This window comes from Chelativorans salis (assembly GCF_025336525.1).
GTDB classification, from domain to species: Bacteria; Pseudomonadota; Alphaproteobacteria; order Rhizobiales; family Rhizobiaceae; genus Chelativorans; species Chelativorans salis.
The window spans coordinates 136,696-150,017 of record NZ_JAOCZP010000007.1 but is presented as its reverse complement, the minus strand read 5'-3'; the positions used below and the strand labels follow the sequence as shown (position 1 = coordinate 150,017).

At 63.6% G+C, this 13,322-nt stretch carries 15 protein-coding genes and 1 pseudogene; 9 read left to right on the top strand and 7 right to left on the bottom strand.

Going from position 1 to position 13,322, the window contains the following annotated elements:
- The 5 genes and pseudogenes from N5A92_RS27525 to N5A92_RS20425 all read right to left on the bottom strand — a co-directional run.
- Window positions 1-159 (bottom strand): annotated as a pseudogene (locus N5A92_RS27525) (MFS transporter); the annotation flags it as partial.
- Window positions 160-440: 281 nt separating this feature from the next.
- On the bottom strand, window positions 441-629 hold the full coding sequence (locus N5A92_RS20440; protein ID WP_425248622.1) for a sulfurtransferase TusA family protein: 189 nt from the start codon (window positions 627-629) through the stop codon (window positions 441-443).
- A 51-nt stretch (window positions 630-680) separates the two neighbouring features.
- On the bottom strand, window positions 681-1,886 hold the full coding sequence (locus N5A92_RS20435) for a L,D-transpeptidase family protein (protein WP_260905869.1): 1,206 nt from the start codon (window positions 1,884-1,886) through the stop codon (window positions 681-683).
- A gap of 168 nt (window positions 1,887-2,054) precedes the next feature.
- Complete coding sequence (locus N5A92_RS20430) at window positions 2,055-3,005, bottom strand: acetyl-CoA carboxylase carboxyltransferase subunit alpha (RefSeq protein WP_260905868.1); 951 nt, start codon at window positions 3,003-3,005, stop codon at window positions 2,055-2,057.
- 90 nt (window positions 3,006-3,095) lie between these two features.
- Window positions 3,096-4,022, bottom strand: coding sequence for a site-specific tyrosine recombinase XerD (locus N5A92_RS20425; RefSeq protein WP_260905867.1), 927 nt, complete (start codon window positions 4,020-4,022; stop codon window positions 3,096-3,098).
- A 165-nt stretch (window positions 4,023-4,187) separates the two neighbouring features.
- On the opposite strand from N5A92_RS20425, the gene N5A92_RS20420 reads away from it, so the two are divergent.
- The gene (locus tag N5A92_RS20420; RefSeq protein ID WP_260905866.1) at window positions 4,188-4,442 is read left to right on the top strand and encodes a plasmid stabilization protein; all 255 of its coding nucleotides are present in this window, start codon (window positions 4,188-4,190) and stop codon (window positions 4,440-4,442) included.
- 46 nt (window positions 4,443-4,488) lie between these two features.
- Here N5A92_RS20420 and N5A92_RS20415 read toward each other — a convergent pair whose 3' ends face one another.
- Complete coding sequence (locus N5A92_RS20415; RefSeq protein WP_425248619.1) at window positions 4,489-4,689, bottom strand: histidine kinase; 201 nt, start codon at window positions 4,687-4,689, stop codon at window positions 4,489-4,491.
- A gap of 65 nt (window positions 4,690-4,754) precedes the next feature.
- On the opposite strand from N5A92_RS20415, the gene N5A92_RS20410 reads away from it, so the two are divergent.
- From N5A92_RS20410 to N5A92_RS20400, 3 genes are read left to right on the top strand one after another with little or no spacing between them, the layout of a single operon-like run.
- Window positions 4,755-5,357, top strand: coding sequence for a shikimate kinase (locus tag N5A92_RS20410; protein WP_260906043.1), 603 nt, complete (start codon window positions 4,755-4,757; stop codon window positions 5,355-5,357).
- Entirely contained in the window at window positions 5,354-6,481 is a 1,128-nt protein-coding gene (gene aroB, locus N5A92_RS20405; RefSeq protein WP_260905864.1) for a 3-dehydroquinate synthase, read from the top strand. The genes N5A92_RS20410 and aroB overlap by 4 nt, the downstream gene beginning before the upstream one ends.
- Window positions 6,478-7,773 (top strand): HlyC/CorC family transporter, encoded by a 1,296-nt coding sequence (locus N5A92_RS20400; protein WP_260905862.1) that lies wholly within the window; start codon window positions 6,478-6,480, stop codon window positions 7,771-7,773. Before aroB ends, N5A92_RS20400 begins: the two co-directional genes overlap by 4 nt.
- 62 nt (window positions 7,774-7,835) lie before the next feature.
- Here the strand turns inward: N5A92_RS20400 and N5A92_RS20395 are convergent, their stop codons facing one another.
- Window positions 7,836-8,138 (bottom strand): BolA family protein, encoded by a 303-nt coding sequence (locus tag N5A92_RS20395; protein WP_260905860.1) that lies wholly within the window; start codon window positions 8,136-8,138, stop codon window positions 7,836-7,838.
- A 139-nt stretch (window positions 8,139-8,277) separates the two neighbouring features.
- Here N5A92_RS20395 and N5A92_RS20390 point away from each other — a divergent pair, with 139 nt between their 5' ends.
- From N5A92_RS20390 to N5A92_RS20370, 5 genes are all read left to right on the top strand, one after another.
- Window positions 8,278-8,898 (top strand): J domain-containing protein, encoded by a 621-nt coding sequence (locus N5A92_RS20390; protein WP_260905859.1) that lies wholly within the window; start codon window positions 8,278-8,280, stop codon window positions 8,896-8,898.
- A 75-nt stretch (window positions 8,899-8,973) separates the two neighbouring features.
- Entirely contained in the window at window positions 8,974-9,960 is a 987-nt protein-coding gene (gene cobS, locus N5A92_RS20385) for a cobaltochelatase subunit CobS (RefSeq protein ID WP_260905858.1), read from the top strand.
- 9 nt (window positions 9,961-9,969) lie between these two features.
- Window positions 9,970-10,317, top strand: coding sequence for a GFA family protein (locus N5A92_RS20380; protein WP_260905857.1), 348 nt, complete (start codon window positions 9,970-9,972; stop codon window positions 10,315-10,317).
- Window positions 10,301-12,226: a cobaltochelatase subunit CobT gene (cobT, locus tag N5A92_RS20375; protein WP_260905856.1), complete on the top strand. Its 1,926-nt coding sequence runs from the start codon at window positions 10,301-10,303 to the stop codon at window positions 12,224-12,226. Before N5A92_RS20380 ends, cobT begins: the two co-directional genes overlap by 17 nt.
- Before the next feature lie 6 nt (window positions 12,227-12,232).
- Window positions 12,233-13,246 carry an esterase-like activity of phytase family protein gene (locus N5A92_RS20370; protein WP_425248618.1) on the top strand — a complete coding sequence of 338 codons (1,014 nt, stop codon included), beginning with the start codon at window positions 12,233-12,235 and terminating at the stop codon, window positions 13,244-13,246.
- Window positions 13,247-13,322: the final 76 nt, after the last annotated feature.

Below are 13,322 nucleotides of genomic sequence, written 5' to 3'. Positions count from 1 at the left end.
TCCGTAGCGGTCGGCCAAGACGCCCGCGAGCGGCGCGCACAGGGCTATGAAGAGCGCCGGCATGGTGAGGATGAGGCGCGTGAGGATGGCCGCATGCGCGCTGCCGGAGAAATATGCCTCGATGGCCGGCAAGGCGGGCGAGATCGTCGCGCCGGCCATGATGGTGAGCGCTGTCAGAGACAGGATAGTGGCATTGCGTGCGAATGTGGCCGCCGGCCGCGCGGCGAAGGCAGGCGGAAGATCGTTGACGGGCGTCCTCATCCGGCAGTCCCCCGCCGACTGCCTATGCACAAAAGAGAACGCCGCACCGTCCGGCAAAAGCCAACCGGCACCAGAATTATGACTGGCATATGGGATATCGCTCCTCGGTTTCGGGACAGGGAGCGGCTTGCTTACAACCTCAACCGAAGTTGAGGTCAAGCGGCAAGTCAGGCCTCTCCCTAACCGGCGCCGCGCTCGATGAGGAAGCGATAGCCGCCAGGCACGGCTTGCGTTTCCACGAGGCGATGCTTGTGCTCGGCGCAGAAGGCGGGGATGTCGATCGCCGCCAGCGGATCCGTCGTCTCCAGCCAGATGCACGCGCCCGGCTGCATACCGGAAAGCCGCTTGCGCGCCTTCAGGACCGGCAGGGGGCAGTTGAGCCCCTTGAGATCGTAAACCTCGACCGTGCCATCATGGTATCAGTTGCTGAAGATATTCCAGAACCGGCTCGTACGTGAGGACTGCGGCGAAGATTCCATCTTGCCTGCCTGCACGGACGTCCTTTTCGGGTTCGGCGTCGGCGCGGGCACCGAGCCGGTGGTCAGCGGCGGTGCGCCTACCTCGGTCTGCGCTTCCTGTGCGCTAGTGGAGGCGGCGGCAAAGGCGGACACGGGCGCCGAGGCATTGTTCTCCGGCTTTTCATTCGCAGCAACATCTACCGACGCCAGCGACGGCGGCTCCGGCGAGACCTTTTCGCCCCTGGCCCGGCGCCGGGACCAATCAGCCACAAGAAGCGCTTCCTGATGCCCGAGGATCGAAGAGTTCGGGTCGGGCCTGGCCTTCTTCTTCACCGCTTCGGCGAAAGCGAGGTCCTGCTGCGCCTTGTATTTCTTGTAGGCGGCCATCAGCGTGCCGGGCTGCGTCGAGGGTGGACAAGCCTCGGTAGCCACGAAGCTTTCGCCTTCCGCGGGGATGCGATTGAAAACATAGCGCCTCTCGCACACATCCACCCGCGGCGGCTGCTTGGTGATCTCGAAGTGGTCGTAGCCTTCCTTCAGCATGGTCCAGAACGGATAATTCGGATCATCGCGGTAGCGCGCCATGTTCTGGGGCGTCATGCGGAAGGGAAAGGCCTGGAGTTGGAAGGCCTGCTGGCCGCCGCGAAAAGCATCGCGCGCGAAGGCATAGATCTCTTCCACCTGCTCGTCGGTCATCGAATAACAGCCGGCGGACGAGCAGGCGCCGTGCACCATCAGGTGCTGTCCCGTGCGGCCGTTGGCACGGTCATAGATGTTGGGGAAGCCGATGTTGAAGGACAGGTGATAGCTCGATCTCGGGTTCATCTGCTGGGGGCGCACACCATAGAAGCCCTCCGGCGCCTGCCGGTCACCCTCGGTGTATTTCGGCCCCAGCTTGCCCGACCATTTGCAGATGTCGTAGCTGGTGACGAGGTCGTAGCGACCGCTCTGCTTCTGCTTCCAGACCTCAAGCACACCTTCTTCCTTGAAGATGCGCATCATGATCGGGGCGTCCTTGCTTATCCCCTTCGCCTTCATGGTCTGAACGATCGCCGTCGGGAGCTGACGCTCAGCCTTGGGCGCGATGTCTTCAAGCGATTCGCCACTGCACCCCACAAGCGCAATGGCGGCGGTCAGCAGGGCAGCGCGTGCGATGCGGCTCTTCATCAACGTCTCTATTTGACTGCCAATCCCCCTCCAGGCGGCAGGAGCGGGCTCTACCCCACAACTAAAACCCGTTAGGCTTGACAAATCATTACCGGCAACATGCGAATTGGTTTTATCGCTTACCATTGAAGCCGACCGCAAGGCAAGATTATGGCAGTCCTGCGGCGGTCACAGGCTGCGGCCGATGGCGAGGAACTTTTCCCTGCGGTGCTCGCGATAGTCGGAGCCGCTCTCGGCGAGATCCTTGAAACCCTTCTCGATAGTCTCGCCAGCCGCCGCGATTACCGTCTCCGGCGCCCGGTGCGCCCCGCCCACGGGTTCAGGCACGATGCCGTCGATGATCTTGAGCTGCAGGAGGTCCTGGGCGGTGATCTTCATGTTTGTCGCCGCGTCCTTGGCACGCGTGGAATCGTGCCACAGGATCGACGCCGCCCCCTCCGGCGAGATCACCGAATAGATGGAGTGCTCCAGCATGTAGACTTGGTTGGCCGTGGCGATGGCGATGGCTCCGCCCGACCCCCCCTCGCCGATGATGATGGAAAGGTTCGGCACCTGGAGGCCGAGGCATTTGGAGGTGGAACGGGCGATCGCCTCGGCCTGCCCCCGCTCCTCGGCACCGATGCCCGGATAGGCCCCCGCCGTATCCACCAGTGTAACGACGGGGATGCCGAAACGGTCGGCCAGATCCATCACACGCACCGCCTTGCGGTATCCCTCGGGCCTGGCCATGCCGAAATTGTGCTTGAGCCGGCTTTGCGTATCGTCGCCCTTTTCCTGACCGATGAGGGCGATCGCCTCGCCCTTGAAGCGGGCGAAGCCGGTGACAATCGCCTGATCCTCGCCAAAGGCGCGGTCACCGGCCAGAGGCGTGAAATCGGTGAACAGCGTGCGCACATAGTCCATGCAATGCGGCCGGTCGGGATGGCGAGCGACCTGCGCCTTCTGCCACGGTGTCAGCGCCTTGTAGATGTCGCGCAGGGCATCCTTCGAGCGCTTCTCCAGCCGTGCAATCTCCTCGGCAACGTCGACGGCCTCGCCGTTTTCACTCAACGTCTTCAGTTCAAGGATTTTGCCTTCGAGATCGGCGACCGGCTTTTCGAAATCAAGATAGTTATACATTAACCCGCCAAATCGACACGAGACACGCGGTTCAGGGCACTGAAAGGGAAAAAGGGCCCGTGATGATGGCTTCACATAGCGACCATAAGCCTAGTCGGCAAGCGGGTGGTGCTTTTGTACCAGTTCCTGCAGCCGCTTTTCCAGCACATGCGTGTAGATTTGCGTCGTTGAAATATCCGAATGCCCGAGAAGCTGCTGCACCGCCCTCAAGTCTGCTCCGTTCTGCAGGAGATGGCTGGCGAAGGCGTGCCGCAGCACGTGCGGCGATATCTTGGCGCTGGCGATGCCGGCGCGTGCGGCAAGACCTTTGAGTTCGCGCGCGAACACCTGCCGGGGCAGATAGCCGCGCTCCGAAGCCGCCGGAAATAACCAGGGACTCTCCGCAAGTGCCGGGTGTCTGGCGCGCTCGGCAAGCCATAGCGCCACCGCAGCCCGCGCCTTGCCCGAGAGCGGCACGATACGCTCCTTGCCGCCCTTGCCGCGTACGATGAAGAAGCGCTCGTCGCGCAGCGCCACCGTGACCGGCAGGCTGACAAGCTCAGAGACACGCAGGCCCGACGCGTAGAGCATCTCCAGGAGCGTTGACAGGCGTTGCGCGGCGATACGCTCCGGCGAGCCTTCGGCCGCTGCCCGTGCTTCTTCCCCCGCGCGCTCCAGAAGCAGCCCCGTTTCTGCCTCGTTCAGTGTCTTCGGTAGCGGCCGGCCCTTCTTCGGGCTATCGAGCACCCCGGTCGGGTCGTCGCCGCGCAGGCCTTCGGCATAGAGGAACTTGAAGAACTGGCGCAGTGCCGAGAGCTTGCGCGCCTGGGTCGTGGCGGCAAAGCCGCGCCCGGCCATGTCACCGAGATAGGAGCGGATGCCTGCCGGGCTGGCCCCTGCAAGCCCCCTCTCCGCCGCCGTTAGAAAGGCGTCCGCGTCCTCCAGGTCACGCCGGTAGGAGGCGAGCGTGTTGTCGCTCGCCCCGCGCTCGGCGGCCATCATCTCCAGGAATGCCTCAATCTTCGCGCCGCTCGCCATCGTCCGGATCCGGTCCCGCATGTTCCTTGAGTGAGCTTCTAAAGGAGCGCGGATTCTGGCGGCCAATGCCTAATTCGAAGTGAAGCATCAGGCATAAGGGGAGAATATTTGTGCCATCAAGCCATCTTAATGGGAGGCTAAATTTGCAATCGACAGGGGGCTGGAATGGCCGAGCCGCAACTTTCCGTCCGCAGCGCCAAAGCGCGGGAGCTTGCTTACAGGCTCGCGCGCCGCGAAAAGCGCTCGATCGCCGATATCGTTGAGCGTGCGCTGGAAGGGTATGAAATTCGGGAAGCTGGCCGCGAGCCAGCATCCAGCTTCTATATGCACCTTTCGACGAAGTATGGCACCGATGTAGACCTCGAGCCCGCACCGCGATTGCGCAGATCAATGCAGGCCGTCTGGCGACGCGCAATATGAGCCACTTTAGCACGACAGGGCTGACGCTCATCTCTCCCTGGGATTTCTAACGCGGGACGAGTCGCTCGGCGGGGACATCTACCGTCATCTCGACTCTATTCGGCTCCACCAGTGTGGCGAGAGCGAACATGGCGCCGTAGAAGAGACCGGCGAGGATGGTGATTACCGTCAAGAGCCGGAAAAGGGTTGGCATGTCGCTCCCGTCGAGGCATTGATTCCTCAGGTTATGGAACGCGCGGTCGGACATGGCAAGCCGCCACCGACATCGTAAACGCTTGACGCGATATGCCTTTTGATGTCGAAACCTGCGGCATGACGGCGACCGACAAGATAGACGTGGAGAACATCCCGGCTGTGCTCAACCGGCTTGGACGGCGCACGGTCGTCTTCGTCGGGCTGATGGGTGCCGGCAAGACCGTGATCGGGCGCAAGGTAGCGGCAACGCTGGGCTTGCCTTTCGTCGACAGCGACCACGAAATCGAGGAGGTTTCGCGCATGACGATCCCCGACCTCTTTGCCGCTTACGGCGAGGAGGAGTTCCGAGCGCTGGAGCGCCGGGTGATCGCGCGCCTCCTGAAGGAGGGCCCGCAGGTGCTGTCCACCGGCGGCGGTGCCTTTATGAGCGCCGCAACACGGCAGGCGGTTGCCCGCCACGGCGTTTCCGTGTGGCTGAAGGCCGATCTCGAGACACTGATGCAGCGGGTGGTCAAGCGCCAGAACCGGCCGCTTCTTCAGGCCGACGACCCGCGCGCCGTCATGCAGCGTCTTATGGAAGTTCGCTATCCGGTCTATGAAAAGGCGAACGTCACCGTGCGCTCGCGCGACGAGCCGAAGGAGGTGATAGCCGCGGAAGTGATGACCAGCCTCGCCCGTTTCCTGGCGGACGGGCGAGAGGTGAGGAAACCTGCACGATGAACCAGAGCACCGAAGATACAGTCACCGTTTCCGTCGGCCTTGGCGAGCGCGCTTACGACATCCTCATCGGCGCCGGTCTCCTCGCTCGCGCCGGCGCAGAGATCGCTGCCCGCCTGCCCGGCGCTCGAGCGGCGGTCGTGACGGACGAGAACGTCGCCGCCCTGCACCTCAGGCCGCTGCAGGAGGGATTGGGGGCGGCAGGCATCGGAAGCACCGCCATCACCCTTCCTCCTGGCGAACGCAGCAAAAGCTTCGGCGCCCTTGAGGAGACGGTGGATGGTATTCTCGGCGCCCGGCTGGAGCGGCGGGATTTCGTGATCGCGCTGGGCGGCGGCGTGGTGGGCGATCTGGCGGGCTTCGCCGCCGGCATCGTGCGCCGCGGCATGAACTTCGTGCAGGTGCCGACATCTCTGCTGGCACAGGTGGATTCGTCCGTCGGCGGCAAGACCGGCATAAACACGGGCCACGGGAAAAACCTTATCGGCGTCTTTCACCAGCCGAGGCTGGTACTCGCCGACACCGCCGCCCTCGGCACGCTGCCGGAACGCGAGTTCCGCGCCGGCTACGCCGAGGTGGCGAAATACGGGCTGATCGACCGCCCGGATTTCTTTGCCTGGCTGGAGAACAACTGGCGCGATGTCTTTTCCGGGGGCACGGCTTGTACCGAGGCCATCGCCAGGTCCTGCCGAGCCAAGGCCGAAATCGTCGAGCGCGATGAGCGCGAGAGCGGCGAGCGTGCGCTGCTCAATCTCGGCCACACCTTCGGCCATGCCCTAGAAGCGGCCACCGGCTACGACAGTGCGCGCCTAGTGCACGGAGAAGGCGTGGCCATCGGCATGGTGCTGGCACACCGCTTCTCGGCGCGCGTGAACCTGGCAAGCCCCGACGACGCCGATCGCGTGGAGGCGCATTTGCGCGCAGTGGGCCTGCCGACACGGCTGGAGCATATTCCCGGCGCCCTTCCTGACGCGGAAGCGCTGCTTTCCTATATCGCGCAGGACAAGAAGGTCTCGCGCGGCGCGCTGACCTTCATCCTTACCCACGGTATCGGCCGGTCCTTCATCGCCGAGGACGTGCCGGCATCGGAGGTGCTCGCATTCCTGAGGGAGTGTCAAACGCAATGACGACCGAGATATTTATCACCGGCGGCGTCATCCTGGCGCTGATCTTTCTGTCCTTCCTGTTTTCCGGTACCGAAACCGGCATGACCGCCGTCTCGCGCGCCCGGCTGCATACGCTGGAGCGCACTGGTGACAAACGCGCCGGCCTTGTCAGTCGGCTCATCGAGCGGCGCAACCGCCTGGTCGGCGCTCTGCTCATCGGCAACAATCTCGTCAACATCTTCGCCTCTGCGCTGGCGACCAGCCTGTTCCTGACGCTGTTCGGCGAGGCAGGCGTCTTCTACGCCACCCTCGTCATGACGGTGATGCTGGTTATTTTCGCCGAAATCCTGCCGAAATCCTGGGCGCTGGCGAGGCCCGAGCAGTTTGCTCTCTTCGTCTCGCCCTTTGCGCGCGTAGCAGTCTTCTTTTTCGGAATGCTTTCTTCCGCGGCAAACGCCTTCGTGCGGCTCCTGCTCTCCATCTTCGGCATCAATCTTTCACGCGACACCTTCGCACTGTCGGCCCATGAGGAGCTGCGCGGCACAGTCGAGGTGCTGCATCGCGAGGGCGCGGTCGTGAAGCAGGACCGCGACCGCGTCGGCGGCCTGCTCGACTTGCACGAGCTGGAAGTCTCCGATGTCATGATCCATCGCACCAATATGCGCTCCATCAACGCCGACGACCCGCCGGAAACCGTGGTGAGCGAAATCCTGAAGAGCCCTTATACGCGCCTGCCGCTCTGGCGCGGCACGACGGAAAACATCGTCGGCGTGGTGCACGCCAAGGATCTCCTGCGCGCCCTCCACGATGCCGACAGCGACGCCAGCACGATCGACGTGATGAAGATCGCCTCGAAGCCGTGGTTCGTGCCCGACACGACGACGCTGCAGGACCAGCTCAACGCCTTCCTGCGCCGCAAGGCGCATATCGCTATCGTCGTCGACGAATATGGCGAGGTCGAAGGACTGGTGACGCTTGAGGATATCATCGAGGAAATCGTCGGCGACATCGCCGACGAGCATGACGTCGAGATGCAGGGCGTCAAGCAGGAGGCCGACGGCTCCATCGTCGTGGAAGGTTCCGTGCCCATCCGTGACCTGAACCGCGCGCTCGACTGGAACCTGCCGGACGAGGAGGCGACTACGATCGCCGGCCTCGTCATCCACGAGACCCAGTCCATTCCCGAGGAAAAGCAGGCCTTCACCTTCTTCGGCAAGCGCTTCATCGTCATGAAGCGGGAAAAAAACCGCATCACGCGGCTGAGGATCAGGCCGGCGGTGGAGGAGACGGCTGCGGCGGGTAAGGGAGGATAGCCCCATCGGCCCGGCAAGCGAGGCTGATTGAAACCTCGATTAGTACCCCACGGTGTAAGCACTCACCACCGCGTTGCCTCCCCCGGCGCGGCGGGCTCGATCGCGAGTGCGTGTACACCGCCCTTAAGTTCCTCAGCCAGCGCCTCATTCACTGCCCGGTGCCGTTCGACGCGGCTCATGCCCGCAAACGCAGCGCTGACGATGCGCACGCGGAAATGCGTCTCGCCCGAACCGTCGAAGGTCTCGTCATGACCACCCGCCGTATGGTGGTGGCCAGCATGCAGGTGGCTTTCGTTGATGACGGCCAGCCGCTCGGGCGAAAAGGCTTCTACGAGCTTGGTTTCGATGGCGGATTGTATGGACAACACGGTCTCCTGACACCATATGGGGCGTGTCCCCCGGCACGAGTCTTTGGCCTAGGTCCATTCCCTGGGAAATGTCAATTCTTGTTTCGTGGTGGCCATCCGCCATAATCCCTACTGATTTGCTGTCTTCAGGTCAGGTATGAAACTGAACTCGAAATATTTCGAGAAAATACGCATCCGCCCCGACAACAAGGCGGAGGCTGACGCGCATGCGCCGCGTTGCCAGTGGGACGATTGCGATCAGCCCGGTCTGCACCGTGCACCCGTGGGGCGGCACAAGGAGGGTGAATATTTCCGCTTCTGCTTCGAGCATGTGCGGCAGTACAACAAGAGCTACAACTATTTTTCTGGCCTCAAGGACAGCGAAATCGCCCGTTTCCAGAAGGAGGCGATGACCGGCCATCGGCCCACCTGGAAGGTCGGCTCCGTCGGCAATGGCCAAGCGGCCCCCGATTTCGCCCCTTTCCGCTCCGGCCACGCGGCCTACTATCGGCGCCTGGGCGACCCGTTCAATCTGTTCGGCGACGCGCAGGCCGAAGCGCGCAAGCCGGTTGAAAAGCGCCTTAAGCCTCTTGAGGCCAAAGCGCTGGAAACACTGGGCCTGGACGCCAAAGCGACTGGCGCCGACATTAAGGCACGCTATAAAACTCTGGTGAAGCGCCACCATCCCGATGCGAATGGGGGCGACAGGGGTTCCGAGGCCCGCCTGCGCGACGTCCTTCAGGCCTACAGGCTCCTGAAGCAAGCGGGTTTCTGTTAACCCCGGTCTCTGCTAAGAGGCCACGGTTTAAACGACAAGCGGCGCGGACAGGGTCCGCTGCACGCTGGAGGTATGATGAACAAGATCGACCGCGATATCGCCAACCTGCCCGACACGACTGCCTCGGTGAAGGAGAGCTTTGGTTTCGAATCCGATATGGTGGTGCCCGCCTATTCCGTGGCGGATTCCCACGTGCCGGACATCGACCCCGACTATCTGTTCGACAAGCAGACGACGCTCGCCATCCTTGCCGGCTTTGCCTTTAACCGCCGCGTCATGGTGGCGGGCTACCACGGCACCGGCAAGTCGACGCATATCGAGCAGGTGGCCGCGCGCCTCAACTGGCCCTGCGTGCGCATCAACCTTGATAGCCACGTCAGCCGTATCGACCTCGTCGGCAAGGACGCCATCGTCGTCAAGGAAGGCATGCAGGTCACCGAGTTCCGCGACGGCATCCTGCCCTGGGCCTACCAGCACAACGTTGCCCTGGTCTTCGACGAGTACGATGCCGGCCGTCCGGACGTCATGTTCGTCATCCAGCGCGTACTTGAATCCTCGGGCCGGCTGACGCTTCTCGACCAGAGCCGCGTCATCCGTCCGCACCCGGCCTTCCGCCTGTTCTCGACGGCCAACACTGTCGGCCTCGGCGACACGACCGGCCTCTACCACGGCACGCAGCAGATCAACCAGGCGCAGATGGATCGCTGGTCCATCGTCACCACGCTCAACTACCTGCCGCATGACGATGAGGTCGCCATCGTCCAGGCCAAGGCCAAGCACTATCAGAACGAGAAGGGCCGCGAGATCGTCGGCCGCATGGTGCGCGTGGCCGACATGACGCGCTCGGCCTTCATGAACGGCGATCTTTCGACCGTCATGAGCCCGCGCACGGTGATCATGTGGGCGGAGAATGCGGAGATCTTCGGCGATGTCGGCTTCGCCTTCCGGCTCACCTTCCTCAACAAGTGCGACGAGTTGGAGCGTGCGGTCGTGGCCGAATTCTACCAGCGTGCCTTCGGCGAGGAATTGGCCGAATCGGCGGCCAATGTGGTGCTGAGCTAGGAGACGATCATGCAGTACGAAGGTGGGTGTCACTGCGGTTCGGTACGCTTCAATGTCGACGTTGACCTGTCGAGCCCCATCACCTGCAATTGCTCCTACTGCACGCAGCGCGGCAGCATCCTGGCTTTCACGCCGGCCGATAACTTCACGCTCGAAAGTGGTGAAGACCGCCTGACTGAGTACCGCTTCAACACCGAGAAGATCCAACACCTCTTCTGCTCGGTCTGCGGCATGGAGTCGTTTGCCCGTGGAGCCATGCCGGATGGCACAAAGATGGCGGCGGTCAACGTGCGCTGCCTTGAAGGCGTAGACCTCGACGCCTTGGACATCAAACAGGTGGATGGCCGCTCCCGCTGAGTGGTCGGAGAATACATCCTTGAGCCAATCGAACCGCAAGCCAGGCCAGCCCAAAGAAGCGCCGCTCGACCCGTTCAAGCGCGCCGTGACGTCCTGTGTGCGCGCGATCGCCGGTGATCACGAGTTGGAGGTGGGTTTTACGAAGGACAGGCCCGGCATCGCCGGCAATCATATCCGCCTGCCTGAGCCGCCGAAGAAGCCGACGCCCGAAGCACTGCACGTCACCCGCGGCCTGGGCGATTCCATGGCTCTGCGCCATGCTTGTCACGACGTTCGCCTGCACAACCGCCTGGCACCGCAGGGCCAGCAGGCACGCGCGATCTTCGACGCTGTGGAGCAAGCGCGCGTGGAGGCCATCGGCGCGCGCTCCATGCGGGGCGTGTCTGACAACATCGCCGCCATGCTGGAGGAGAAGTTCGCCCGCGCCAACCTCGCAGACGTGCGTGAGAGGGCCGATGCGCCACTTGAGGAAGCCATCGCGCTGATGGTGCGCGAGAAGCTGACGGGCCGTGCCGCACCCAAGAGCGGAGAGCGGGTCGTCGAGCTGTGGCGCGACTGGGTGGAGGAGAAGGCAAGCACCGACCTCAATGCCCTCCTGCCCAACATCGAGGACCAGGATGCCTTCGCCCGCACCGTGCGCGACCTCCTCGGCGCCATGGACATGGGCGAGGATCTGCAGGAGGACAAGCAAGGCGAGGAAAGCGAGGAGGACGACGACCAGCCCAAGGGCGAGGAATCCTCCGAAGAAGGCGGCGAAGACGAATCCGAAGGCGACCGCAGCCAGGCGGAAGAAGCCGACGCCGCCGGCGACGAGAACGAGGCTGGCGAGAGCGACGCCGCGGCGACCACGGCGGAAGACGTTTCGGAGCAGGAGGATCTGGACGCGGAGACGCCGGGCGAGGCGCGTCGGCCCGAAAGCCCCTTCGATCAGGCGGCAAGCGAGATCGACTACCGCCTCTACACCACCGAGTTCGACGAGGTGGTGAACGCCGAGGACCTGTGCGACGAGGAGGAGCTGGACCGCCTGCGCGCCTTCCTCGACAAGCAGCTTGCCAACCTGCAGGGCGTCGTCGGGCGGCTGGCGAACCGTCTGCAGCGGCGCCTCATGGCGCAGCAGAACCGCTCCTGGGACTTCGACCTGGAGGAAGGTGTGCTCGACACGGCCCGCCTCCCCCGCCTCATCATCGACCCCATGCAGCCGCTCTCCTTCAAGCAGGAGCGCGACACCAATTTCCGTGACACGGTGGTGACGCTCGTGCTCGACAACTCCGGCTCCATGCGCGGACGGCCGATCTCGGTGGCCGCCACATGTGCCGACATCCTCGCCCGCACGCTGGAGCGCTGCGGCGTGCGTGTGGAGATCCTGGGCTTCACCACCCGGGCCTGGAAGGGTGGGCAGGCGCGCGAGAAGTGGCTGAAGGAGGGTAAGCCCGCCAATCCGGGCCGCCTCAACGACTTGCGCCACATCATCTACAAGAGCGCGGACACGCCATGGCGCCGCGCCCGGCGCAACCTTGGCCTGATGATGCGCGAGGGGCTCTTGAAGGAGAATATCGACGGCGAGGCGCTTTTGTGGGCGCATCAGCGCCTGATCGCCCGCCCCGAACAGCGCCGAATCCTGATGATGATCTCCGACGGCGCCCCGGTCGACGACTCCACGCTGTCCGTCAATCCCGGCAACTATCTGGAACGCCACCTGCGCGGCATCATCGACCTCATCGAGACGCGCTCGCCGGTGGAACTGCTTGCCATCGGTATCGGCCACGACGTCACGCGCTACTACCGCCGTGCCGTCACCATCGTCGATGCCGAAGAGCTTGCCGGCGCCATGACGGAGCAACTCGCCTCCCTCTTCGAGGAGGAAAGCTTTCGCCGCAGCCAGACCGGCCGCATGCGGCGCGCGGGCTGACGCTCCGTGCGCCGGCGCCTTCTTTCCGGGCTTTGCACGCTTCTTCTTTCTTTTGCCACTATCGGCCTTTCCAGCACGCGGGCCGAGGAGGCATCTCAAGCATATAAGATCACCGCCCGCCCCATCGCCGAGTTCCGCATAGGCTCCAGCGAGATCCGTTTCGGTCCACTGGAATTCATCGGCGGGCTGGAGATGACGTCGCGCAGCCACCCCTTCGGTGGCCTCTCATCCTTCCGCTTCCTGGATGCAGGCAGGCGGTTCGTCGGCGTCGCCGACACCGGCTTCTGGTTCTTCGGTGCACTCTCGCATGATGCCCAAGGCCGCCCGGACGGTATAGACACCTTCACCATGGAGCTTATCCAGGACCTCGAAGGCAACGTCAGCGGGGAAAAATGGACCACCGATGCCGAGGCCATCGCCGTCAAAGGCGACCGTGTGACCGTCGGCTTCGAGCGCGCCCACCGCATCGCCGAATTCCGCCTCGCGCCCGAGGGTATGGGCGCGGCTACCGGCGAGTTGGACTTCCTTATTCCCGCCCACGAACTGCGCATGAACCGCGGGTTGGAGACAGTCGCTTATGCGCCCGAGGACAGCGCCCTGGCCGGCGCTCGCGTGGCCGTTGCCGAGCGCAGCATCGACACGCGCGGCAATGTCTTCGCCGCCATCCTCGAAGGTCCGCTGAAAGGTGTCTTCACCGTCGCCCGCAGCGACAACTACGACATCACCGACGGCGCTTTCCTGCCCGATGGCGCCCTGCTTCTCTTGGAGCGGCGTTTTTCCATGGCGTCGGGCGTCGCCATGCGCCTGCGGCGCATTTCCGCCGAGAGCGTCCGCCCCGGCAACGTGGCCGACGGCCCGGTGCTGATTGAAGCCGACATGGGCTACCAGATCGACAACATGGAAGCGCTGGATGTCTGGCGCCGCGCTGACGGCGCCCTCATGATCTCGCTCCTGTCCGACGACAACCACTCGATCCTGCAGCGCAATCTCTATCTGGAATTCCGACTGCACGGGGAATAGGGTGGGGTCCGAGGTAGATGATGCCTCTATTTGGAACGATCCCATCTTGCCTTTGCATCGGACGTATCTGAGCAGT

Bases quoted from the DNA above. Each gene is read 5' to 3' on its own strand.
- N5A92_RS20435 (WP_260905869.1), bottom strand. From the start codon at position 1,886: ATGAAGAGCCGCATCGCACGCGCTGCCCTGCTGACCGCCGCCATTGCG.
- N5A92_RS20430 (WP_260905868.1), bottom strand. From the start codon at position 3,005: ATGTATAACTATCTTGATTTCGAAAAGCCGGTCGCCGATCTCGAAGGC.
- N5A92_RS20425 (WP_260905867.1), bottom strand. From the start codon at position 4,022: ATGGCGAGCGGCGCGAAGATTGAGGCATTCCTGGAGATGATGGCCGCC.
- N5A92_RS20420 (WP_260905866.1), top strand. From the start codon at position 4,188: ATGGCCGAGCCGCAACTTTCCGTCCGCAGCGCCAAAGCGCGGGAGCTT.
- N5A92_RS20415 (WP_425248619.1), bottom strand. From the start codon at position 4,689: ATGTCCGACCGCGCGTTCCATAACCTGAGGAATCAATGCCTCGACGGG.
- N5A92_RS20410 (WP_260906043.1), top strand. From the start codon at position 4,755: ATGACGGCGACCGACAAGATAGACGTGGAGAACATCCCGGCTGTGCTC.
- aroB (WP_260905864.1), top strand. From the start codon at position 5,354: ATGAACCAGAGCACCGAAGATACAGTCACCGTTTCCGTCGGCCTTGGC.
- N5A92_RS20400 (WP_260905862.1), top strand. From the start codon at position 6,478: ATGACGACCGAGATATTTATCACCGGCGGCGTCATCCTGGCGCTGATC.
- N5A92_RS20390 (WP_260905859.1), top strand. From the start codon at position 8,278: ATGAAACTGAACTCGAAATATTTCGAGAAAATACGCATCCGCCCCGAC.
- cobS (WP_260905858.1), top strand. From the start codon at position 8,974: ATGAACAAGATCGACCGCGATATCGCCAACCTGCCCGACACGACTGCC.
- N5A92_RS20380 (WP_260905857.1), top strand. From the start codon at position 9,970: ATGCAGTACGAAGGTGGGTGTCACTGCGGTTCGGTACGCTTCAATGTC.
- cobT (WP_260905856.1), top strand. From the start codon at position 10,301: ATGGCCGCTCCCGCTGAGTGGTCGGAGAATACATCCTTGAGCCAATCG.